23 protein-coding genes are annotated in these 21,480 nt (G+C 59.9%); 7 read left to right on the top strand and 16 right to left on the bottom strand.

Annotated features, from left to right (window positions below):
• Nucleotides 1–551, bottom strand: a 551-nt coding sequence (locus tag ACK4TM_RS07510; RefSeq protein ID WP_409699107.1) for a transporter substrate-binding protein, incomplete at its 3' end; no start/stop codon positions are given.
• A 405-nt stretch (nt 552–956) separates the two neighbouring features.
• Here ACK4TM_RS07510 and arsB point away from each other — a divergent pair.
• The gene (gene arsB, locus ACK4TM_RS07505) at nt 957–1,988 is read left to right on the top strand and encodes an ACR3 family arsenite efflux transporter (RefSeq protein WP_409699105.1); all 1,032 of its coding nucleotides are present in this window, start codon (nt 957–959) and stop codon (nt 1,986–1,988) included.
• 71 nt (nt 1,989–2,059) lie between these two features.
• Here the strand turns inward: arsB and ACK4TM_RS07500 are convergent, their stop codons facing one another.
• Nucleotides 2,060–2,533, bottom strand: a complete 474-nt coding sequence (locus ACK4TM_RS07500) for an ureidoglycolate lyase (RefSeq protein ID WP_409699102.1) — start codon at nt 2,531–2,533, stop codon at nt 2,060–2,062.
• Entirely contained in the window at nt 2,530–3,930 is a 1,401-nt protein-coding gene (gene puuE / locus ACK4TM_RS07495; RefSeq protein WP_409699099.1) for an allantoinase PuuE, read from the bottom strand. The genes ACK4TM_RS07500 and puuE overlap by 4 nt, the downstream gene beginning before the upstream one ends.
• Nucleotides 3,931–4,087: 157 nt before the next feature.
• Here puuE and ACK4TM_RS07490 point away from each other — a divergent pair, with 157 nt between their 5' ends.
• Entirely contained in the window at nt 4,088–5,311 is a 1,224-nt protein-coding gene (locus ACK4TM_RS07490) for a urate hydroxylase PuuD (RefSeq protein WP_409699110.1), read from the top strand.
• Nucleotides 5,312–5,357: 46 nt separating this feature from the next.
• Here the strand turns inward: ACK4TM_RS07490 and rpe are convergent, their stop codons facing one another.
• Complete coding sequence (gene rpe, locus ACK4TM_RS07485; RefSeq protein ID WP_409699095.1) at nt 5,358–6,044, bottom strand: ribulose-phosphate 3-epimerase; 687 nt, start codon at nt 6,042–6,044, stop codon at nt 5,358–5,360.
• Nucleotides 6,045–6,154: 110 nt separating this feature from the next.
• Here rpe and ACK4TM_RS07480 point away from each other — a divergent pair, with 110 nt between their 5' ends.
• From ACK4TM_RS07480 to ACK4TM_RS07470, 3 genes are all read left to right on the top strand, one after another.
• Nucleotides 6,155–6,988: a helix-turn-helix domain-containing protein gene (locus tag ACK4TM_RS07480; RefSeq protein WP_409699092.1), complete on the top strand. Its 834-nt coding sequence runs from the start codon at nt 6,155–6,157 to the stop codon at nt 6,986–6,988.
• 80 nt (nt 6,989–7,068) lie between these two features.
• Nucleotides 7,069–8,028, top strand: coding sequence for a deoxyribose-phosphate aldolase (deoC, locus tag ACK4TM_RS07475; RefSeq protein ID WP_409699088.1), 960 nt, complete (start codon nt 7,069–7,071; stop codon nt 8,026–8,028).
• Nucleotides 8,029–8,032: 4 nt separating this feature from the next.
• Nucleotides 8,033–10,348: an aldehyde dehydrogenase family protein gene (locus ACK4TM_RS07470; protein ID WP_409699085.1), complete on the top strand. Its 2,316-nt coding sequence runs from the start codon at nt 8,033–8,035 to the stop codon at nt 10,346–10,348.
• Here the strand turns inward: ACK4TM_RS07470 and ACK4TM_RS07465 are convergent, their stop codons facing one another.
• The gene (locus ACK4TM_RS07465; protein ID WP_409699082.1) at nt 10,349–11,008 is read right to left on the bottom strand and encodes a DUF1523 family protein; all 660 of its coding nucleotides are present in this window, start codon (nt 11,006–11,008) and stop codon (nt 10,349–10,351) included. It lies immediately after the preceding gene.
• Between the two features lie 8 nt (nt 11,009–11,016).
• A complete protein-coding gene (locus ACK4TM_RS07460) occupies nt 11,017–11,292 on the bottom strand; it encodes a hypothetical protein (protein ID WP_409699079.1) in 276 nt (91 codons plus the stop codon).
• Between the two features lie 101 nt (nt 11,293–11,393).
• Between ACK4TM_RS07460 and ACK4TM_RS07455 the strand changes: the two genes are divergently transcribed.
• Entirely contained in the window at nt 11,394–11,738 is a 345-nt protein-coding gene (locus ACK4TM_RS07455) for a cupin domain-containing protein (RefSeq protein WP_409699076.1), read from the top strand.
• Here ACK4TM_RS07455 and ACK4TM_RS07450 read toward each other — a convergent pair.
• From ACK4TM_RS07450 to def (ACK4TM_RS07425), 6 genes are all read right to left on the bottom strand, one after another.
• Nucleotides 11,735–12,550 (bottom strand): L,D-transpeptidase, encoded by an 816-nt coding sequence (locus tag ACK4TM_RS07450; protein ID WP_409699073.1) that lies wholly within the window; start codon nt 12,548–12,550, stop codon nt 11,735–11,737. The genes ACK4TM_RS07455 and ACK4TM_RS07450 overlap by 4 nt on opposite strands.
• 156 nt (nt 12,551–12,706) lie before the next feature.
• The gene (locus tag ACK4TM_RS07445) at nt 12,707–13,912 is read right to left on the bottom strand and encodes an aminopeptidase P family protein (RefSeq protein ID WP_409699070.1); all 1,206 of its coding nucleotides are present in this window, start codon (nt 13,910–13,912) and stop codon (nt 12,707–12,709) included.
• A 99-nt stretch (nt 13,913–14,011) separates the two neighbouring features.
• Nucleotides 14,012–14,911 (bottom strand): methionyl-tRNA formyltransferase, encoded by a 900-nt coding sequence (gene fmt, locus ACK4TM_RS07440; RefSeq protein WP_409699067.1) that lies wholly within the window; start codon nt 14,909–14,911, stop codon nt 14,012–14,014.
• Nucleotides 14,912–14,942: 31 nt separating this feature from the next.
• Nucleotides 14,943–15,440: a peptide deformylase gene (def, locus tag ACK4TM_RS07435; protein ID WP_409699064.1), complete on the bottom strand. Its 498-nt coding sequence runs from the start codon at nt 15,438–15,440 to the stop codon at nt 14,943–14,945.
• Complete coding sequence (gene def / locus ACK4TM_RS07430) at nt 15,437–15,895, bottom strand: peptide deformylase (protein ID WP_409699061.1); 459 nt, start codon at nt 15,893–15,895, stop codon at nt 15,437–15,439. Before def (ACK4TM_RS07430) ends, def (ACK4TM_RS07435) begins: the two co-directional genes overlap by 4 nt.
• A gap of 3 nt (nt 15,896–15,898) precedes the next feature.
• Nucleotides 15,899–16,420, bottom strand: coding sequence for a peptide deformylase (gene def, locus ACK4TM_RS07425; protein WP_409699058.1), 522 nt, complete (start codon nt 16,418–16,420; stop codon nt 15,899–15,901).
• 99 nt (nt 16,421–16,519) lie between these two features.
• Between def (ACK4TM_RS07425) and ACK4TM_RS07420 the strand changes: the two genes are divergently transcribed.
• Nucleotides 16,520–17,692, top strand: a complete 1,173-nt coding sequence (locus ACK4TM_RS07420; RefSeq protein ID WP_409699055.1) for a MalY/PatB family protein — start codon at nt 16,520–16,522, stop codon at nt 17,690–17,692.
• A gap of 8 nt (nt 17,693–17,700) precedes the next feature.
• Here ACK4TM_RS07420 and ACK4TM_RS07415 read toward each other — a convergent pair whose 3' ends face one another.
• The 4 genes from ACK4TM_RS07415 to cobI all read right to left on the bottom strand — a co-directional run bounded on the left by ACK4TM_RS07415 (nt 17,701) and on the right by cobI (nt 21,462).
• Nucleotides 17,701–18,054: a hypothetical protein gene (locus ACK4TM_RS07415; protein WP_409699052.1), complete on the bottom strand. Its 354-nt coding sequence runs from the start codon at nt 18,052–18,054 to the stop codon at nt 17,701–17,703.
• Between the two features lie 99 nt (nt 18,055–18,153).
• Nucleotides 18,154–18,921 carry a precorrin-4 C(11)-methyltransferase gene (gene cobM / locus ACK4TM_RS07410; protein ID WP_409699049.1) on the bottom strand — a complete coding sequence of 256 codons (768 nt, stop codon included), beginning with the start codon at nt 18,919–18,921 and terminating at the stop codon, nt 18,154–18,156.
• Between the two features lie 40 nt (nt 18,922–18,961).
• Entirely contained in the window at nt 18,962–20,770 is a 1,809-nt protein-coding gene (gene cobJ / locus ACK4TM_RS07405) for a precorrin-3B C(17)-methyltransferase (RefSeq protein ID WP_409699046.1), read from the bottom strand.
• Nucleotides 20,761–21,462 carry a precorrin-2 C(20)-methyltransferase gene (gene cobI, locus ACK4TM_RS07400; protein WP_409699043.1) on the bottom strand — a complete coding sequence of 234 codons (702 nt, stop codon included), beginning with the start codon at nt 21,460–21,462 and terminating at the stop codon, nt 20,761–20,763. Before cobI ends, cobJ begins: the two co-directional genes overlap by 10 nt.
• Nucleotides 21,463–21,480 lie beyond the last annotated feature (18 nt).

Genomic DNA, 21,480 nt, shown 5'->3' with positions numbered 1-21,480 from the left:
AGATAGGATTCAAGGATGGCTTTCGTGGTGCGCGGATAGACATAATCGGTGCCCAGCAGGGCAAAGCTTTCCACGCCCAGTTCGTCGATGAAATAATCGACGGCGGGGATCGCCTGCTGGTTCGGTGCAGCGCCGGTGTAGAACACGTTGCGCGAGCTTTCCTGACCTTCGTACTGCACCGGATAGAAAAACAGACCGTTCAGTTCTTCCAGCACCGGCAGCAGCGCCTTACGGCTGACCGATGTCCATGCACCAAAGATCACATCGACCTCGTCAACGGTGATCAACTGGCGGGTCAGTTCGGCGAACAAGGGCCAATCGGATGCAGGGTCCACGACCACGGCTTCCAATTCGCAACCCAGCACACCGCCCTTGGCGTTCTGGTCGGCGACCAGCATCTGCATCACATCGCGCAGCGTGGTTTCGGAAATCGCCATACTGCCGGACAGGGAGTGCAACACACCCACCTTGATCGGGCAATCGGCCATTGCGGGGGCAGCGGTCATCAGCGCCGTGACGGCGGCTGCCGAAAGTAAAGTCTTTTTCATCATGAAAAGAATGCTCCAGAGGTTACGCTGCGGGCGACAGGACAGGGCGAGTTGAAATCAGGGAGGGTCAATCCATATCCTTGTTCAGCAGCAGAATTGTTGCGCATGTCCGGCATCGGGTCTGGGAGGATCGGCCTGCCGGACATGCTTTTTAAGCGTTTCGTGCCGCCAACATTCGCCGGCATCGCATGTACGGCAATCGCGCCCTGCGGAACTGGGTGCCGTTACGGTATCACTCCGCGGCATTTGCCGAAAAAACAGACGGTATCACGCGATCTGCATAATTTTTACGCTGCAATGCGGCAATGATCGCCGTCGAGAACCGTGAATCATTCGGCTCTGGGCAGGTTGACGGCGCTTTCCCGGCGACTTACCGCTGTGCAGAAGCCGCGCATAGAGGACCGACCAATGCCTAGTTTTGAACGCTACCTTTCGATTTGGGTTTTGCTTGCAATCATTGCAGGTATTGCGCTGGGTCAGATCGCGCCTGCGTCGGTCCGCCTTCTCGCGAGTCTGGAATACGGGTCAGTCAATTTTGTCGTGGCGGTTTTGATTTGGGCAATGGTCTATCCGATGATGGTGTCGGTTGATTTCCGGTCGCTTGCCCGCGTGCACGAACGCCCCAAGGGCATGATCATCACGTTGGCGGTGAACTGGCTGATCAAGCCCTTTACCATGGCCCTGCTCGGCGTCATATTTTTTGACTATGTGTTTGCTCCCTTCATCGCACCCGGCACCTCGGGACAATATATTGCTGGTCTGATCTTGTTGGGGGCAGCCCCCTGTACCGCGATGGTCTTTGTCTGGTCACAGTTGACCAAGGGCGACCCGAATTACACGCTGGCGCAGGTATCGTTGAACGATGCGATCATGGTCTTTGCCTATGCGCCAATCGTGGCGCTGCTGCTCGGGGTCACGGATATCACCGTGCCATGGGAAACGCTGGTGCTGTCTGTCGTGCTTTACGTCGTGATCCCACTGGCGGCAGGTATCCTGACGCGGGTGATGATGACAAAAGGCGCTGCCAATTCCGAACAGGTCATCAGTGCCTTCACGGCCCGCGTCAAACCCTTCTCGATCATCGGGCTCTTGGCGACCGTCGTGCTACTCTTCGGTTTTCAGGGAGAAGTGATCCTGTCACAGCCGCTCATCATCCTTCTGATCGCAATTCCCTTGCTGATCCAATCCTATGGCATGTTCGCCGTCGCCTATTGGGCGGCAAAGGCGTGGCGGGTGCCGCATAATATCGCCGCACCCTGCGCATTGATCGGCACCTCGAATTTCTTTGAACTGGCGGTGGCCGTCGCGATCGGGCTGTTCGGACTAAACTCTATCGCGGCACTCGTGACGGTGGTGGGGGTCCTGGTCGAAGTCCCTGTCATGCTGACTCTGGTCTGGTTTGCCAACAGGACACAACATTGGTTTGCGGAAAATACTTAAGCTGCCGCGTGGAACGAAGATTAAATTCAAGTATTTTTGGAAATAAGTAGCTTGGGACGTGGCGATAGGCGTCAGCCCATAATCACGCGGTAGGGAGAGGAAAAGTGATGTTCCTGCAGGTTGGCGCCGTCACCGATCCTGTCGATGACGGCGAACAGCCCCGGTCCGGACAGCGGCGTCAAAACGCCATGCCATGTGCCACGGTGGAAATTGATCGCCTCGCCCGGGGCAGTGACAAAGGCCCGCGGAGTCAGATCATCGTCTGCGACCACGACCAGAAAGGCATCCATGCTCATCGGGATGAAGGCCTGTGAACCCAGAGGGTGCCGTTCGATCAGATCAAGCTGATAAGGCAATTGCCGCAACGCAGACCGGAACAGGCTGATCCCGACCCTGCCGTCGCTGACATCGACCTGCGCGCGGTCGTGAAAACGCCCACATAGCCCCGCATTGATGACCCGGTCGGGCGCACCATCGCAATTCAGCACATCACCAAAAGGCGCAAAGGCAGTAGCGGTCAGCGGCCGGGCGCGGATTTCGATCATCGCGGGAGTATCGCGCGCAGCCTGTGCAACGCGATCCGTTCGACCTGATCGCATGCGGCGGCCAGCTCCGTCTCGCGGTTGTTTTGCAGGCGCGTGCCAAAGGCCGCCATGATCGACGCCTTGTCATGTTCGCGTACGGCGATGATGAAGGGAAAGCCGAATTTATCCAGATAGGCCGCGTTCTGCGCCTGAAACGCCGTGCGTTCGCCATCGGTCAGGGCGTCCAGACCGGCGCTGGCCTGTTCGGCGGTGCTGTCCGGTGTCAGGCGTTTCGCCGCCGCCAGCTTGCCCGCCAGATCAGGATGCGCGTTCAGCACGCCAAGACGTGCGTCATCTCCTGCCGACCTGAATATCCGGCACAAGGCATTGTGGAGGCCAAGCGCCGTATCATGCGCAGGCCCCAGTTCCAGCGCATGCGCGCCCTTGGCGATCCATGGCGAATGTTCGAAAACGCCGCCAAAAGCCGCGACAAAGGTGTCGCTGTCCATCCGCGACGGGCGATCAAACCGCTGGTACGGATGGGTCATCGCCCAATGATCGGCAATCCGCTCACGGGTGGTGAACCAAACGCCGTCATGCGACTTTGCGTATTCGATGAACTGACGCAGCGCCTCGGCCCTTCCCGGACGACCGATCAACCGGCAATGGAGACCGATGGACAACATCCGCCCGCCTTCACGGTAGAGCACATCGAAGCTTGCCTTAAGGTAATCCAGAAACTGCGCGCCCGCGTTGAACCCCTGCGGCGTCGCAAAGCGCATGTCGTTGGCATCCAGCGTATAAGGCACGATCAGCTGATCGCGCGCGCCGCATTCAACCCAATAAGGCAGATCATCGGCATAGCTGTCCGCGACATAAGCGAACTGTCCGGTCTCAGCGGCCAGCCGCACGGTATTGACCGAACAGCGGCCGGTATACCAGCCGCGCGGGGCAGTACCGGTGACTTCAGTATGCAGGCGGATGGCCTCCAGCATGTCGGCGCGTTCGGCATCTTCAGGTGCATCCTTATATTCGATCCATTTCAGCCCATGGCTCGCGATTTCCCAGCCGGCAGATTGCATCGCCGCAACCTGTTCGGGTGCGCGGGCCAAGGCACTGGCGACCCCGTAAACCGTGATCGGCAGGTCCGCCAGCATCCGGTGCAAGCGCCAGAACCCCGCGCGCGCGCCATATTCATAGATGCTTTCCATGTTCCAGTGGCGCTGGCCGGGCCAGGCGGCGGCACCAACGATTTCGGACAAGAACGCCTCTGAGGCGGGATCGCCGTGCAAAATGTTGTTTTCGCCGCCTTCCTCGAAGTTCAGCACAATCTGCACCGCAATGCGCGCGTCGCGGGGCCACTGCGCAGCAGGGGGGGTTGCGCCATATCCGGTCATGTCGCGCGGGTAGCGTTGCAAATCACGTCTCCTGCTGGCTTCATTGTATGGCTTTGTGCAAGAACATGCGGCCAGGATGCAAGCAGACATTACAGGGCGGGCGCGATATGGCATTTTCCGCTGGCACAACCGCGCGCGGGAAGACAAAGTCTAACGTCAGCGATGAAAGGGACGAATGATGTATGATGCGGTGATCTTGTGGGAATGGCTGGCCTTCGCGGTGCGCTGGTTGCATGTGATCACGGCAATCGCCTGGATCGGGTCATCATTCTATTTCATCGCGCTTGATCTTGGGTTGAACCGCAACATTCAAGGGCCCGCGGATGGCGAGGAATGGCAGGTCCATGGCGGTGGATTCTATCATATCCAGAAATATCTGGTCGCCCCCGATGCGATGCCCGAACATCTGACATGGTTCAAATGGGAAAGCTATGCGACCTGGCTATCCGGGGCTGCGTTGCTTGCCATTGTCTATTGGGTCGGGGCAGAGCTGTACCTGATCGACCCTGCCAAGGCCGATCTGGCAATCTGGCAAGGCATCCTTATCTCGGCCCTGTCATTGGCCGCGGGCTGGGTGATCTATGATCTACTGTGCAAGTCGCGGCTGGGTGAAAGACCCACCACGCTGATGATCCTTCTGTTCATATTGCTGGTGGCGATGTCCTGGGGCTACAACCAGATTTTCACCGGTCGCGCCGCCTTGCTGCATCTGGGCGCGTTCACGGCGACAATCATGACGGCCAATGTCTTTGCGATCATCATGCCGAACCAGCGGATTGTTGTTGCCGACCTCAAAGCCGGGCTAAAGCCGGACCCCAAATACGGCAAGATCGCGAAACTGCGGTCAACGCATAACAATTACCTGACGCTGCCAGTGATTTTCCTGATGCTGTCTAACCACTATCCTTTGGCGTTCGGGACGCAATATGCGTGGATTATCGCAGCACTAGTATTCCTGATGGGCGTGACGATCCGGCATTACTTCAATTCCATGCATGCGCGCAAAGGGACGCCCAACTGGACATGGGCCGTCACCGTGATCATCTTCATCGTGATCGCCTGGCTGTCCACCGCACCGGGCCACGACAGCTATGAGGTGTCAGAGACGCGCGTTCTGACCAACTATGAGCAACGCTTTGCCAGTGCTGCGGGCTTTGACGAGGCTCATGATATCGTCATCGGACGCTGCTCCATGTGCCATGCGCGTGAACCGGTCTGGGGCAATATGCAATGGGCACCCAAGGGTGTGCTCCTCGAAACCCAAGCCGATATCGCGCATCACGCCCGCGCGATCTATGTGCAATCGGGCATCAGCCACGCCATGCCTCCTGCCAATATCACCGGGCTGCCCGATGAGGACCGCGCAAAGCTCGCCGCCTGGTATCGCGCTGCGACCCGGTGATTATCTCCTGCGCTGAAACATCCGCAGGGCCGGGACGGCCAGCGACCTACACCGCCTGCGCCGCGGCGCGAATGGCACGGATATTTGCACCGTATGGGTCCGGATCATTGACCGACCCACCACGAAACACCGCCGAACCTGCGACCAGCACGTCAGCGCCCGCCGCCGCAACCAAAGGTGCCGTGACCGGATCGACACCGCCGTCAATCTCGATATGGATGGGCCTTTCCCCGATCATCGCGCGCAATTGGCGCACCTTCTCAACCTGGCTATGGATGAACTTCTGCCCACCAAATCCAGGGTTTACCGTCATCACACAGACCAGATCGACCATGTCGAGCAGGTATTCCACCGCAGCGGCGGGCGTTGCGGGGTTCAAGGCCACACCGGCCTTGGCCCCCGCCGCGCGGATAGCCTGCATCGTGCGGTGGATATGCGGCCCGGCCTCCATATGGGCGGTGATGATGTCGGCACCGGCCTGCGCGAACGCCTCGATATAGGGATCGACGGGTGCGATCATCAGGTGCACGTCCATCACGCCCTTGATATGGGGCCGGATCGCGGCGCAGGTAGCGGGGCCGAAGGTGATATTGGGCACGAAATGGCCATCCATCACGTCGACATGGACCCAATCGGCGCCCTGCGCCTCGATCGCCTGACACTCCGCCCCGAAATTGGCGAAATCCGCAGACAGGATCGACGGCGCGATCTTGATGGAACGGTCAAAAGTCATCGTGCTAGCCCTTTCGCTGATTGCCAGCGGCATAAACCGCCCGCAGCGCCTTGTCACGCGGGACGTGAATAGATGCTGCATCGCAGCAAAAGCTGTGCTAGTTTGTCATCATGAACCAGATCCTGCGCCATGCCGACATTCTGCGCGCCGATGCGCAGGTCCATCTGACAAGGGCCACATTGGCGGCGCAACGGCCACGCGCCCTGCATAATCATGATTTTTTTGAACTTTTCTGGGTCCAGAACGGCAAGGTGCGGCACCATCTACCGGAGGCGACACAAACCCTGTCCGAGGGCGCGGTGGTCTTTCTCAGCCCTGGCCAGACCCATGCGCTGCAAGGGCGCGGCGAACATGCGCTGGTCGTGTCGCTATGTATCCATCCCGCATTGATCAAAGCGTTGGGGGAACGGCATTCGCTGCTACAAGGGCATCTTTTCTGGGCGGGCAGCGGCCTTGTCCAGCATCATCGCGATATCCGCGAACTGGCGGCCCTGAACCATGCCGCCGTGCTACTGGAACGCAGCCGCTGTGACACGATCGCAGCAGAGGCGTTTCTGCTCCCGCTTTGTGCCGAGCTGACGGGCGAGACTTATCCTCGGGGCGCGCCCGACTGGCTGATCCGGGCGTGCCGTGCCGCGCAGGACCCTGCAGTGTTTCAGAGCGGGGCCGCAGGGCTGGTGGCACTCACCGGCAAGGCGCATCCACATGTCAGCCGCAGCATGCGCAAATTCTTTGGTCTGACCCCGTCGGATTACATCAACCGCATCCGCATGGCCCATGCCGCGCGTGCCCTGACCACCGACGCCGATCCTGTCAGCCAGATCGCCGCCGATTGCGGGATTCCCAATATGTCCCATTTTCACAAGCTGTTTCGCGCAACCTATGGCGATACCCCGCTGCAATACCGCCAGAAACTGCAACGTCAGGTCGTTCAGCCGTCTTAGTGTTTGACCAAACGGTCAAAACTTGCCAAGTGATCTGCAAACTGCCACCTATATCGGGCCATGCAGAAGGCTGATCGCACATGACTACAACCCCGACCTTGCCACGCAATGAGGGCATTCCGCTTGACCTTGATTGGGTCATGGCAGTGCAAGCGAACACATCGGCTATCGAGCGGCGCGCAGCGACCCTGCCGGGACGACGCAGCGTGAAGAAGGATTATCAGGCCGCGTGGCTATGCAAAGCAGTCAGCCTGATGGATTTGACCACATTGTCGGGCGACGACAGCGCCGGCCGCGTGCGACGGCTTTGCGCCAAGGCGCGTCAACCGGTGCGCGCCGATATCCTTGCCGCATTGGGGATGGAAGGGCTGAGCACCGGCGCGGTCTGCGTTTACCACGATATGGTCGCGACGGCGGTTCAGGCGCTGGATGGATCGGGTATTCCTGTCGCCGCCGTCAGCACTGGTTTTCCCGCAGGCCTGTCGCCATTCCATCTGCGCATCGCGGAAATCGGGGAAAGTGTCGCGGCAGGTGCGCAGGAAATCGATATCGTCATCACCCGCCGCCATGTGCTAACCGGCAATTGGCAGGCGCTTTACGATGAAATGCTTGCGATGCGCGCGGCCTGCGGCGACGCCCATGTCAAGGCGATCCTTGCCACCGGCGAGTTGGGCACTTTGCGCAATGTCGCACGTGCCAGCCTTGTCTGCATGATGGCGGGGGCGGATTTCATCAAGACATCAACCGGCAAGGAACCTGTGAACGCGACCCTGCCCGTCACTCTGACCATGATCCGCGCGATCCGCGATTACCACGAGCGGACCGGCATCAAGGTTGGCTACAAACCCGCAGGCGGCATCAGCAAGGCCAAGGATGCTCTGGTCTATCTGTCGATGATCAAGGAGGAGCTTGGCGACCGCTGGTTGCAGCCCGACCTGTTCCGCTTTGGCGCGTCCAGCCTACTGGGTGACATCGAACGGCAACTCGACCATCATGTCACCGGGGCCTATTCCGCCCAGTGGCGTCACGCGATTGGATAAGGCCATGACAATCAAGGAAATATTCAACACGATGGACTACGGCCCCGCCACGGAAAGCAAAGCTGAAGCGCTGGCATGGCTGGCTGCCCACGACAACCTTGTCGGCCATTTCATCAATGGGAAATGGACCACCAAACGCGATGATTTCGCCACGTCCAATCCCGCGACGGGCGCGAAACTGGCCGGTGTCACCAAAGGCACAGCCACGGATATCGCCGCCGCCGTGGCGGCGGCGCGCAAGGCGCAGCCCGCTTGGGCCAGATCGGGACACAAACGTGCCCGCATGCTTTATGCCATCGCGCGGCTGATGCAGAAACATGCGCGCCTGCTTGCCGTCATGGAAACGCTGGACAACGGCAAGCCGATCCGTGAATCCCGCGATATCGATGTGCCGCTGGCGATCCGGCATTTCTATCACCACGCGGGTTTTGCCCAATTGATGAAGGACGAACTGCCCGACCGCGAGGCGCTTGGCGTCTGCGGCCAGATCATTCCCTGGAATTTCCCGCTGCTGATGCTGGCGTGGAAAATCGCGCCCGCGCTGGCGATGGGCAACACGGTCGTGCTGAAACCCGCCGAATACACGCCGCTGACTGCGATGGTATTCGCCGATATCTGCACGCAGGCTGGCGTGCCTGCAGGTGTGGTCAACATCGTGATGGGTGACGGCGAGACGGGGGCGGCGCTGGTTGATGCCGCCGTCGACAAGATCGCTTTCACCGGATCGACGGAAGTCGGCCGCAAGATCCGCGAAGCCACGGCAGGATCAGGCAAGGCGCTGTCGCTCGAACTGGGGGGCAAGTCGCCCTACATCGTGTTCGACGACGCCGATCTGGATTCCGCCGTGGAAGGCTTGGTCGATGCGATCTGGTTCAACCAAGGGCAGGTCTGCTGTGCTGGATCGCGCCTGTTGGTGCAGGAAGGGATCGCGGATCGGTTCTACGCCAAGCTGAAATCACGCATGGACGACCTGCGCATCGGTGATCCTTTAGACAAGTGTATCGACATCGGCGCGATTGTGGACCCGGTGCAGCTGGCGCAGATAACCGCGATGGTCAGCGCCAATACCGAAGGCGAAACTTACCAGACCAAGGCGCCCAAAGGGTGCTTCTATCCACCGACCCTGATCACCGGTCTGTCGCTCGCATCACATCTGATGCAGGAAGAAATCTTTGGCCCCGTGCTGGTCGCCACGACCTTTCGCACCCCGACAGAGGCGGTCGAGATCGCCAACAACAGCCGCTATGGACTTGCCGCGTCGGTCTGGTCGGAAAACATCAACCTCGCGCTCGATATCGCGCCGAAACTGGCGGCAGGGATCATCTGGATCAATGGCACCAATATGATGGATGCCGCCGCCGGTTTTGGCGGCGTGCGTGAAAGCGGCTTCGGACGCGAAGGTGGCTGGGAGGGACTGGCAGGCTATACCAAACCCAAAGGCGCAACCAAGGCTCTGAAACCTGTCCCGGCCTTCACCACCCCGGATGGCACGGCCGCGGACTCGCTGGATCGCACCGCAAAACTCTATATCGGCGGCAAGCAGGCGCGCCCTGACGGAGGCTATTCCAAACCCGTCTATAACCCGCGTGGCAAATTGCTGGGCCACGTATCGGTCGCCAACCGCAAGGACCTGCGCAACGCGGTCGAGGCGATGAACGTCGCAAGAGGCTGGGCGAAAACGACCGGACATCTGCGCGCGCAGATACTGTATTATATTGCCGAAAACCTGTCGGTGCGGGCCGATGAACTGGCGAAACGTATCAAAGACCTGACCGGCAAATCCGGCACGGATGAGGTGGAATCGACCATCCGCGCGCTGTTCACCTTTGCCGCCTGGGCCGACAAATATGACGGCAGAATTCATGACGTGCCGATCCGTGGCGTTGCGCTGGCCATGCATGAACCGGTCGGAAACCTGGCAGTGTTCTGCGAAGACGTGTCACCGCTGTTGGGGCTGGTCATGCCGATGGCCGCAGGGATCAGCATGGGGAACCGCGTGACGCTTGTGGCATCCGAACCCTTCCCGCTGATGGCCGCAGAGCTTTACCAGATCCTAGAAACCTCCGACCTGCCCGGCGGTGTGGTGAATATCCTGACCGGCGAACACGCCGATCTGGCGGGTCATGCCGCCAGTCACCACGATATTGACGCGGTCTGGTCGTTTTCAGCGGCTGACATTTCCGCCACCATAGAGAAAGCGAGCGCTAGCAACCTCAAGCGTACATGGGTGAACCATGGACGCGCAATCGACCCGACCGCGCGCGATTATCTGGCGGCCGCGACCGAGGTTAAGAATATCTGGATCCCCTACGGCGAATAGCTATTTTCGCCGGAACCAGCGCACCAACCTGCTGCGGCGTTCCGCCAGCCCCGCCTGCGCCTCATCCGCGCGGTGGCTGGCGGCGTCCAGCACCGGATCAACCGCACGTTCCCAGAGCTGTCGCCACATCGCGCGTAAGAACAACAGCGCGATCAGCAAAAAGGTGAAGAACCCGATATTGAACCATGGGATAATCCTGACGTCAGGGCCTTCGACAACGCGCAGCCGCACTGCGTTGGGATAAATGCTCAGCCAGCGGTTGCGCCAACCATAATGCGTGACGACAACCCATTCGTCACCCCGTGCAAGGTTCGCCGCGACAGCCTGCAGATCGGCGGAATTGAACTTGAAATAAGGCGGCCAGATCCACCCGGTATCTTCGTTGCGGTATACCATGACGCGTGACGTGTCGCGCCTGATGAACCCCAGCAGAAAGGTGCTTTGCTTTTGGGTGTTGATCAAACGCAGGTCGCGCGTATCAGGGGTTGCGGCACCACTGTCGCCACGCGCGAAAAAGATCCGGTTGAGGGAACTGAAATCAGTGCGGATCACCTCGGTCGAGGTGACTTTGACGATGTCATGCTGCGGCAGCACATAATGCAGGAACAAAGCAAAAAAGCTGAGTATCAGCAGACGAAACACAAATTTCACGCGGACCATGTTTAACCTCAGTTCATGTTGATCAGATAGGCGATGATGGCGATCGCCAAAACCGGCACGACATAGACCAGACCAATCAGTTTTGGCCGGATCGAGGTGTTATACTTCTGCATCCCTTGCTCGATGTAAGCCTCGCGCGCCACGCGGTCGGTACTGCCGGGGTTATCGGCGTCAAATGCGTTTTCCAGCCGCTCCTTGCGAACCGACCGCGCATAAATCGAAATTGACCAATAGACTACCGTCATCGCGATAAAGCCGAAAATCGCCAGTTTGATAAAGGCCATCAGAGGTTCCTTTGCTTGCCGACCGGACACAGGATAAATATGCACAGGCAGCGCAGGGCATTACAACACCCCCAGATAACACCAACACCAAAGGAATAGCGATGTCACAGACGCTTCTTGCCGTGCAGCAGACGGGCACAGTGCCGGAAATTTCCCGCCCCGCCCCGGCAAAGCTGATCGCGGGCGACCCGGTTTTCACCAGCTGGAATGTCGAGGACACCGGCAATCTGTTTGCAGGCATCTGGCAATCGACGCCCGGCACATGGCGCGTCACCTATGACGAATGGGAATATTTCACCGTAACGGCTGGCAGATCTGTCCTCACCCCTGATGGCGGCGAACCGGTGGTCCTGACCACCGGCAGCAGCTATATCATTCGTCCGGGGTTTACCGGTACATGGGAAGTGGTCGAAACCACTGTGAAAGACTACGTCATCCGGCTTTAGATCATACCCGGTGAAAGTTCATCAAACACTGGCGGGCGATCATTCGCCTCTGCCTCTGGTCCGAGCAATTCTTCGGCGGGGATCATTGTGGGAGGCAACTCGATCCCGCGGTTGTAGTTCTCGGGGTCGACGCGCAACGATTCAGCAGGCGACCGGATCAGCACCGGCATCGGCGCTTCGATCTGGTTATAAAGATGGATGATATCCTGATTGAACAACCGGATACACCCGGCAGACCCGGAATTTCCGATTGACCGCAGGTCGTTGGTGCCATGGATGCGGTAATAGGTGTCGCGCCCGTTGCGGAACAGGTAAAGCGCACGTGCACCCAGGGGGCTGCGCAAACCGCCGGGGATACCGGCCCGGAAATCGCCGTAAACCTCTGGCTGCGTGCGCAGCATGTTCTGCGTGGGGGTCCAGCCCGGCCATTTGCGTTTGAACTGCATCGTGGCGCGCCCCCGGATGGATGTTCCCGCGCGGCCAACACCGACGGGATAGCGCGTTGCGGTGCCGTCAGATTTCACGTGATAAAGGAACTTGGCATAGGGATCGACATCGATGGAATTCGGCGGCGCCTCGCCTTGATATACGCCCGTCATGCGACGGTTGACGCCTTCAAGGTAGCGGCTTGGGATGCCGGGCAGGTTGTAGCCTGAATCAAAGAGCGGCTCGTATCCTTCGACCCACTCTTCGCGAGCGGGCAAGTCCGCTTCTGGCTCGGACAAGGGGACTTGGGGCGCGCAGGCCGCTGCGGTGCTGCCAAGCAGCATGGCACCGAACGCGCGGCGGCTGAAATCATTCGACAAGATCATCAGGACTTCCTTCATATTTGAGAAGCGTGTTATCACCAAGCCCCCCAATAACAACACTGCCGATGCACCTATTCCTTCAGGTGATCGACAAATTGTGACTAAATCTAGGCCTGCGAACGCCTTGGTCCACGGTTTGTTCCGTCAAATCTGCCAAGATCAGCCGATGATATTATACGCAGGTCCAAAGGGATAGGCCGTGATGTCGTGATTCCCTGTGTCGGTAATGATCAGAATATCGTGTTCGCGATACCCTCCGGCCCCCGAATTGCCCGCAGGAATGGTCAGCATCGGTTCCATCGAGATCACCATACCGGGTTCCAGCACGGTGGATATATCTTCGCGCAGTTCCAATCCCGCTTCACGGCCATAATAATGCGACAAAAGCCCAAAGGAATGCCCATAGCCAAAGCTTCGATATTGCAGCAGATCACGGTCTTCCAGAAAGGCATTGATCTTAGCCGTCACGTCCGAACAGACCGCGCCGGGCACCAGCAGCGACATGCCATATTCATGCGCCGCAACATTCGCTTCCCAGATCGCCAGGCTAGCCGGATCAGGTTCGCCTAGAAACAATGTACGTTCCAGCGCGGTGTAATAGCCGCTGATCATCGGAAACGTGTTCAGCGATAGGATATCACCCTGCCCCAGTTTGCGGGACGTGACGGGATTATGCGCGCCATCGGTGTTGATCCCCGACTGGAACCAGACCCAGGTGTCGCGATATTCTGCATCGGGAAACCGTGCGGCAATTTCGAGTTCCATGGCATTGCGCCCCGCCATGGCCACGTCAATCTCGCGCACCCCCGAGCTGATCGCGTCCCGGATCGCATAGCCGCCGACAGCGGCGACAGCGGCACCGGAACGGATCAGGTCCAGTTCTGCCGGGGATTTTCGCATCCGTTGCGCCATTGTCTGGGCGGCCAGATCGACCAATCGCGCGGGTTGCAGATTATCGCGCAACGCCAGCCGGATCGCGACGGTCAGGTGATCGGATTCGTAGCCCAGCACCTTGCCCAAACCTATCACCGACCGCACCGCGCGCCAGTAATTGCTGCGGTCCCAATCGGTATAGGTGATCGCATCGCCATATGACCGCCGCCACGGCTGGGCCGCATCGATACCGGCGCTGATCGTGACGCATTCGGTCGCGGTCACGACCAGCCCATATTGTCGCCCAAAGCTGCAATAGAGAAAGCCCGAATAGTAAGCGATATTCTGCATCGAGGTGAAAAGCACCGCCTCGACCCCGGCCTTTTCCATGATCGCCCTCAGGCTGGTCAGCCGCGCCTCGTATTCGGCGGGCAGGAACGGCAGGGATTTTTCGCCCTGATGAAATTTGTAGAATTGCGGACGCGCTGTCATTGCGGGGCCTTTCAAGAAGGTCCCGGCGTTCAGGACAATATACAATTGCGCAACGACGCCATCGTCACCCCCGGACGCTAGCCCAGCGGCACCGTCCGATCAAGCCAGTCTGTCGCCCAGATCCAGCCCGCGCATCACCTCGGCTGCGGGCATGGCGCGCTTGCCTTCGCGTTGCGCCGTGGTGATCGTGACGGCACCGTCGCTACAGGCAATCGTGAACCCCGAAAGCACCGTGCCGGGGGCGGCATTGCCCTCCGCCACCACGGCACCCAGCAGCTTCACCCGCTCGCCCGCAACCTCGCACCACGCGCCCGGAAATGGCGACAATCCGTTGATCTGGCGAGCGACTGTTGCAGCGGATTGATGCCAATCCACCCGCGCCTCGGATTTATCAATCTTGCTGGCGTAGGTCACACCGTCCTCAGGCTGCGGCTCCGGCGTAAGATCGGGCAGTCTGTTCAACGCCTGCACCACCAGCCGCGCGCCAAGGGCGGACAGACGGTCATGCAACGCACCAGTTGTCTCATCCGGCGCGATATCCAACGCTTCACGCAGCAACACCGGACCCGTGTCCAGCCCTGCCTCCATCTGCATGATGCAAACGCCGGTCTGCCTGTCCCCCGCCATGATCGCGCGATGGATCGGCGCGGCACCACGCCAGCGCGGCAACAATGACGCGTGGATGTTCAGACAACCCAATCGGGGCGCATCCAGCACCGCTTGCGGCAGGATCAGGCCATAGGCGACGACGACGGCAATATCAGCATCAAGTTCTGCAAATTCGGCCTGCGCCTCTGCATTGCGCAGCGACGCAGGGTGGCGTACTGGCAGCCCCAAGGCGTCGGCCCGCGCGTGGACCGCCTGCGGGCGATCCTTCTTACCACGGCCCGCTGGGCGCGGCGGCTGGGTATATATCGCGGCAATATCATGACCAGCGGCGACCAGCGCATCCAGCACAGGAACCGAGAATTCAGGCGTGCCCATGAAAATTATCCGCATGATTTCCGTTCCCTTTAGATGAATGATCGCATCAGGATGCGATTTTACGTGCTTTCTTGATCAACATATCCCGACGCAGCTTGGTCAGCCGGTCAAAGAACATCCGCCCGGCAAGATGATCGATCTGATGCTGTACCGATGTCGCCCAAAGGCCGACGAAATCACGCTCATCCACCACGCCGTCGGCGTTCAGAAACCGCACCGTCACCGCACGGGGTCGGCTGAACCGCGCCCAAACGCCCGGCAGATTGGGGGAGCCTTCTTCATGTTCGCGAAACTCCACAGAGCTGTGCAAAATTTCAGGGTTCGCCATCCGGACCGCCTGTCCCCGCACAGTCGATGCATCGACAACGGCCAACGCCAGCCCGATCCCCAGTTGCGGTGCTGCCAGTCCGACGCCGGGCATATTGTCCATCGCGACGATCATCTCATCCCAGATCGCGCGGATTTCGTCGGAGATCGCCGCCACCGGGTTCGCAGGCGTCCGCAACACAGGATGCGGCCAAGGTACGAACGGGCGATGCGTCATTGCTCCGTCCCGATATCGGTGATCAACACACCGTCCAGATGATCATATTCGTGGCAAATGCAGATCGCCGCAATCCCGTCAAAATGGCGCTGAAGAGGCTGGCCGTCCAGGTCCTGCCACGCCAGATCAACCCATATCGGGCGCGCTACAGTAAAGGCCCGTTTGGGGATGGACAGGCACGCCTCGGTCCCGGTCGTTGTTTCATCGCTTCGCGCCACGACCTGCGGGTTGACGAAAGCCTGCGGGCTGGGCTCTGCATCCTTCCATGTCGTGTCAATCACGAACACGCGCTGCGACACGCCCACCTGTGGCGCGGCAAGGCCACGGCCGGGGGCGGCATACATCACGGCAAACATATCCCTGACCAGATCAGCAAGTGCGGCATCAAAAATCGTCACGGGCTGGGCCACTGCACGCAGCACCGGGTCGCCGTCAAACCGCAGGTCCAATGTCATGCGCTATCCCCGCGCCATTTCACGTTTCAGTTTCTGCATCTTGCGGGTGATCATCTGGCGCTTCAGCGGACCCAGATAATCAATGAATAGCTTGCCATCCAGATGGTCGATTTCATGCTGCACGCAGGTCGCCCACAGGCCGTCGAACCGTTCGCGCTGCAATTTGCCGGACAGATCGGTCCACGACACCTCGACCCCGGCAGGGCGCTGCACCTCGGCATATTGTTCGGGGATCGACAAACAACCTTCCTCATAGACAGAGGTTTCCTCCGAGGTCCAAATAACCTCCGGGTTGATCAGCACCATGGGCTGCGCGGTTGCCTCCGCGTCCTTTTCGCAATCCATCACGATCACACGGCGCATCACGCCGACCTGCGGTGCCGCCAGTCCGATGCCCGGCGCATCATACATGGTTTCCAGCATGTCATCGGCCAGCCGACGCAAATCGTCATCAATTGACGCGACCGGCGCGGTCACCTTTTTCAGGCGGGGATCGGGGTGGATCAGGATATTTCGAATGCTCATGGCTGCGCATTTAGGCCGGGCCGGATGAAAATGCAACGCAGTGTGCTTGCGCCCGGCCATAGGCAGGCTAGGCTGCGCCAAACCGAAAAGGATCGTGCCATGTCATTCAACACACCCAACGACCGCCGTCACACCGCCTGCGCGAAATGGGACCTGATGGAAAAGCTGTTTGACGTGCCCATGGACGGCGGTCTCGCGATGTGGACCGCCGATAGTGATTACCCAACCGCCCCTTGCGTGCTGGCAGCACTACAGCGCGCGGTGGATCATGGCGTCTTCGGCTACGGGATCGAAGATGCGCAATATACTGGCGCGATCACTTGGTGGATGCAGCACCGGCACGGCTGGACCGTAGACCCTGATTGGATCCTGACCACCCAAGGGCTTGGCAATGCCATCGCCCTGTCGCTGGAGGTGTGGTCAAACCCCGGCGATGCCGCCGCGATCTTTACGCCCGTTTATCATGAATTCGCGCATAAAATCACTCGCGGAGGGCGTACCGTGACCACCTGCCCGCTGGTACGCAGTGATGATACCTATGTGCTCGATTTGGACGATGCGCAGGCGCGTTTGTCCGGCAAGGAAAAGCTACTGATCTGGTGTTCGCCGCAAAACCCCTCTGGCCGGATCTGGACAGCGGAAGAACTGCGTGCCGTCGCAGATTTCGCGCGACGCAACGGCATGCTGTTGGTCTGCGATGAAATTCATCATGATCTGATCTATCCGGGCCATGATTTCGTGCCGATGGCCGTGGCCGCGCCCGATCATGTCGACAACATCGTGTTCCTGACAGCCGCGTCGAAGACCTTCAACATCGCGGGCCAGCGCACCGGCAATATGATCATCCCCAATCCCGATCTGCGTGCGACAATGCAAAAACGGCTGACGACGCTGGATTACCGCCCGACTAGCCTTGGCGTCGCCATGATCACTGCCGCCTATTCGCCCGAAGGTGCCGCATGGGCAGATGCACAAATGCAGCATCTGCAAACCAACCGCGAGCTTTTCGACAAGGGCATGCAGGCGATCCCCGGCGTCTGGTCAATGCCTTTGCAATCGACCTATCTGGCCTGGGTGGATTTTTCCGGCACAGGCATGGACCAGACCGAGGTCGCAGCGCGTATCCGCGACGATGCCAAAATCGCCGTGTCGCCCGGCCCGTCCTTTGGCGCAGGCGGCGAAAACTTCATGCGGATCAATTTCGCCACGCAACGCCATATCGTCGAAGAGGCCGTGCAGCGCCTGCAACATGCCTTTCGCGACCTGCAATGATGTGATGATCAGCCCTGTTTTGCCAAAAACCCGGCAGGCACAAAATCCGGATGAACGTAATCAGCCGCAGGCCTGTCTGCGACCGGCGTCAGCCATTTGAATTCGAATACCCGTTCATCATCATCGGCAACGGCAGAAACGACAAGGCATTGATACAAGTGCCTGGGTCCATCGTAGATATCAACATGACCACGCAATTTATCGGACCCTTGCAGGTCCAGCGCGAAACCACCATCCCACAACCTGCGGATACGATATGTCATTTCCCCATCATGGACCGCCAACCTATCTTTGCGGCGCAAAGCCGCCTTGCGGGCATCTTCCAACCCTTTGCGCACGGCCTCTGGTAAATATTCAAGCATCCGATTCCCCCATCGATGCGTCAACTGTGCACCCGCAAACGTAAAATTCAAGTAAAGCTATCTGCCGCATCGCAGCGTGATGTGATCACGCATCGGTTACTACGCTTTGACGCGCGGACGCAGCACATGCGGTTTGGCCGCGTCATATAGCGCAGAATCAGGAAAACCGTGACTATCCGACAGCGCAGGCCCGACCATAATCAACGCCGTGCGCGTGATTTTCGCCGCCCGCACCTGCGCATGAATATCGCTCAACGTGCCGCGCAGGATCAGCTGATCCGGCCAGCCAACGCGGTAAACCACTGCCACCGGACAATCGGCACCGTAAAACGGCACCAGTTGCCGCTCAATCTCGCGCAGCGCCCTGATCCCAAGATGGATCGCCAGCGTCGCACCTGATCGCGCAAAATTCTCCAGGGTCTCACCCGCTGGCATACCAGTGGATTTCATCGACATGCGTGTCAGGATGATCGATTGCGCCACTTCCGGCACGGTCAGCTCCGTGCCCAACGCCGCCGCCGCTGCCGCATAGGCGGGCACACCGGGGATGATCTGATAATCGATCCCATCGGCCTTGAGCCGCCGGATCTGTTCTGCAATCGCGCCATAAAGCGACGGATCGCCGGAATGAACACGCGCCACGTTCTGCCCTTTGGCATGCGCCTGCGCGATCACACCATGCGTTTCATCCAGCGTCATCGACGCGGTATCCATTACCAGTGCTTCACGCGGCGCGCAGGCCACCACCGCCTCCGGCACCAGCGATCCGGCATAGAGACAGACGGGGCATTCCCCGATCAGCCGCGCCGCCTTGAGCGTCAGCAGTTCCGGGTCACCCGGCCCCGCGCCGATGAAATAAACCGTCATCTTCTTTTTTCTCCAAATATTCCCGCCAGAGGCATAAAAGTCAGCCTGCCAGATCGCCATCAATCTTGCGCGCATAGCCACGCGGCGTATACATCCGCGGCCCAGTGCCCAGTTGCGCCAGCTTAGAATGCGACGAGCCGACCAGCACGACCGTCAGCATATCGACCTCATCCACATCCAGTTGATCCAACCGGCGATAGCGGACATGTTCCTCGGGCCGCCCAAGTGAGGACGCCAGCATTACCGGCGTATCCGCTGGACGATGTTGCAGCAGGATATCCCGCGCCTCGGCCAGCAAGGTACGCCGCCGCATCGATACCGGATTATAGAAAGCAATCACAAAATCACCCACGGCCGCCGCCTGCAAGCGCCGGACAATATCCACACGGGGGGTCAGCAGATCCGACAATGATATCGCACAGAAATCATGGCCCAAGGGGGCCCCCGCCCGCGCCGCCGCCCCTTGCAGCGCAGAAACGCCCGGCGAACAGATCACCTCAACCCGGCGCGCGGCATCCGACACACCCATCTGGTCAGGGCCACGGTCCAGCAATTCGAACACCAACGCGCCCATTGCGTAAATCCCTGCATCACCGGAACAAACCAGCGCGACATTCTTGCCAAGCCCAGCCTGTTCCAGCGCATAACGGCAGCGATCCTCCTCGCCGCCCAACGGGAAATCAGATCGTTCCTTGCCCACAGCCAAAGGCCCGAGCAAATCGATATAAAGCCCGTAGCCCACCAGTTCCTCGGCCTCGGCCACCAGCCGCGAAACTTCCGGCGTGCGCCATGCAGCTTGTCCGGGGCCGATCCCCACGACCGACAGCCGCCCGCGCGCCCGGCCCGCCAATGTGGTAATCAGCGCAGGTGCAATCGCCAGCGCGCAGGTCGCATTGGCGGTCTTGCGTTTGGCCACCAGCAGCGTCGCCTCCGGTCCGGCCTGCGCCAGTGCCGCCGCCTCAGCCACGCCATGGGTGCCTACCTCGGCAAAAACCACATCAGAGGGGTTGGCCAGACGCGGCGTCAGCGCCTCCAGTTCGGCAGCCTCAAACAGCCGCAATGGCACATCCAGGACAGCGGCAAGATCAATGATCGCGGGTTCATCCGCCTTCAGTGTGATCGTATTGACCGATTGTACCGCCTCTGGCGCAACGCCCGCCTCGGCGAGCACCTCTGCCACTAGCGCCGCCATTTCCGTCGGGTCGCAATCACGCGCGCACCCCAGACCCAGCGTCAGCCACTGCGGCGCAAATTGCAGATGATCCGGGCCGAGATCAGGCACAACCGCCATTCCGCAGGTCAGGCGCAGCGCGTCGCCCACTGGCAAATCTGCCAACCATGGTGCATCCCCGGAAACCCGCGCACCGCCACCGGCCAGCAATGCCGCCATCGCCCCTTTGGCATCGCCGCGATTGAGCAGCCGCCACCCTGCGGGCGGCTCATCCAGCGCCACGCCAAGAGCAACATCGCCCGCCGTTGTGACCGCAGACACAGCACCCAAAGCCTGCGCAATCTGCGCCGCCAAGCGGTTCGCGCCGCGATGCCCGCCCAGCAATGGCACAACAACCGCGCCATCATCGGACACGGCAATCACCGGCGGTTCCAGAGTCTTGTCAGCCAACAACGGGGCAACGGCGCGGATCAGTATGCCTGCCGCACAGACCCCGACGACCGGCACACCAGCGGCAAACAGATCACGCGCATGATCCAGCGCATTGGGAAAAAATGCATCCGCCCGCGCGACGCGCCCTTCGCGGCCATGAACCTGCGCACCCAGCACAGCAGCGACGCGGTGCGCCACCTCTTCGCCAGAGGCAGACAAGGCCAGAACAACCGGTTTCACAGCCATGGATCAGCCCCTTTGGTCAGTAAGATCATCGAAAAGTACGGCGCGCGCACGGGAGCATCCGCCAACGGCAAGACCAGTTCATCCGGCAGGGTTGCACGCTCCACATAGACCGCCAAATCAGTCAGGCCTAAATCATCAATCACTGCACGGATCTTGGACAAATGCCGCCCCACCTTCATGATCACAACGCTTTCTGCACCAGCAATCCGGTCACGCAGCTCCGCCTCTGGCAAAGGCCCGGGCAAAACCGTCAGACGCTCATTGCGCGCAACCAGCGGCTTGCCCGCAAGCGCCGCACAAGCGGTGATCGAGGTCACGCCTGGCACCACGTCAACCCGGTAGCGCGCTGACAGCCGGGCAAACAGATACATGAACGAACCGTAAAAGAACGGATCACCCTCGCAGAGGCAAATGACATCCTGCCCGGCATCCAGCGCCGCAGCAATCTGCACAGCGCCTGCATCATAGGCGGCCTGCGCCGGGGCACGTTCCACATTCATCGGCACATCAATGACAATCTCACACGCCCCGGGTGCAATCAGATCGGCAGCAATCGCACGCGCAAAACTCGCCGCCCCCGCCAGTGTCGGATAGGCAACAACCTTTGCACCCTCAATCAACCGCGCCGCGCGCAGGGTGATCAGATCCGGCGCACCAGGACCAAGGCCGACGCCGTATAAAACGCCCGTCATCTGTCCGCCTCGCTTTGT

This window comes from Yoonia sp., from assembly GCF_046292185.1.
Classification (GTDB): Bacteria; Pseudomonadota; Alphaproteobacteria; order Rhodobacterales; family Rhodobacteraceae; genus Yoonia.
Note: the sequence above shows the minus strand (reverse complement) of the source record. Positions and strands in the feature narration are given on the sequence as shown.

What these genes read in the sequence shown, in the direction of transcription:
- ACK4TM_RS07415 (WP_409699052.1), bottom strand. Translation starts at nt 18,054, where the DNA reads ATGCTTGAATATTTACCAGAGGCCGTGCGCAAAGGGTTGGAAGATGCC.
- cobJ (WP_409699046.1), bottom strand. Translation starts at nt 20,770, where the DNA reads ATGGCTGTGAAACCGGTTGTTCTGGCCTTGTCTGCCTCTGGCGAAGAG.
- cobI (WP_409699043.1), bottom strand. Translation starts at nt 21,462, where the DNA reads ATGACGGGCGTTTTATACGGCGTCGGCCTTGGTCCTGGTGCGCCGGAT.
- ACK4TM_RS07465 (WP_409699082.1), bottom strand. Translation starts at nt 11,008, where the DNA reads ATGGTCCGCGTGAAATTTGTGTTTCGTCTGCTGATACTCAGCTTTTTT.
- rpe (WP_409699095.1), bottom strand. Translation starts at nt 6,044, where the DNA reads ATGACTTTTGACCGTTCCATCAAGATCGCGCCGTCGATCCTGTCTGCG.
- ACK4TM_RS07470 (WP_409699085.1), top strand. Translation starts at nt 8,033, where the DNA reads ATGACAATCAAGGAAATATTCAACACGATGGACTACGGCCCCGCCACG.
- fmt (WP_409699067.1), bottom strand. Translation starts at nt 14,911, where the DNA reads ATGCGGATAATTTTCATGGGCACGCCTGAATTCTCGGTTCCTGTGCTG.
- ACK4TM_RS07500 (WP_409699102.1), bottom strand. Translation starts at nt 2,533, where the DNA reads ATGATCGAAATCCGCGCCCGGCCGCTGACCGCTACTGCCTTTGCGCCT.
- ACK4TM_RS07460 (WP_409699079.1), bottom strand. Translation starts at nt 11,292, where the DNA reads ATGGCCTTTATCAAACTGGCGATTTTCGGCTTTATCGCGATGACGGTA.
- deoC (WP_409699088.1), top strand. Translation starts at nt 7,069, where the DNA reads ATGACTACAACCCCGACCTTGCCACGCAATGAGGGCATTCCGCTTGAC.
- arsB (WP_409699105.1), top strand. Translation starts at nt 957, where the DNA reads ATGCCTAGTTTTGAACGCTACCTTTCGATTTGGGTTTTGCTTGCAATC.
- ACK4TM_RS07480 (WP_409699092.1), top strand. Translation starts at nt 6,155, where the DNA reads ATGAACCAGATCCTGCGCCATGCCGACATTCTGCGCGCCGATGCGCAG.
- cobM (WP_409699049.1), bottom strand. Translation starts at nt 18,921, where the DNA reads ATGACGGTTTATTTCATCGGCGCGGGGCCGGGTGACCCGGAACTGCTG.
- def (WP_409699058.1), bottom strand. Translation starts at nt 16,420, where the DNA reads ATGAGCATTCGAAATATCCTGATCCACCCCGATCCCCGCCTGAAAAAG.
- def (WP_409699064.1), bottom strand. Translation starts at nt 15,440, where the DNA reads ATGACGCATCGCCCGTTCGTACCTTGGCCGCATCCTGTGTTGCGGACG.
- def (WP_409699061.1), bottom strand. Translation starts at nt 15,895, where the DNA reads ATGACATTGGACCTGCGGTTTGACGGCGACCCGGTGCTGCGTGCAGTG.
- ACK4TM_RS07455 (WP_409699076.1), top strand. Translation starts at nt 11,394, where the DNA reads ATGTCACAGACGCTTCTTGCCGTGCAGCAGACGGGCACAGTGCCGGAA.
- ACK4TM_RS07420 (WP_409699055.1), top strand. Translation starts at nt 16,520, where the DNA reads ATGTCATTCAACACACCCAACGACCGCCGTCACACCGCCTGCGCGAAA.
- ACK4TM_RS07445 (WP_409699070.1), bottom strand. Translation starts at nt 13,912, where the DNA reads ATGACAGCGCGTCCGCAATTCTACAAATTTCATCAGGGCGAAAAATCC.
- ACK4TM_RS07450 (WP_409699073.1), bottom strand. Translation starts at nt 12,550, where the DNA reads ATGATCTTGTCGAATGATTTCAGCCGCCGCGCGTTCGGTGCCATGCTG.
- ACK4TM_RS07490 (WP_409699110.1), top strand. Translation starts at nt 4,088, where the DNA reads ATGTATGATGCGGTGATCTTGTGGGAATGGCTGGCCTTCGCGGTGCGC.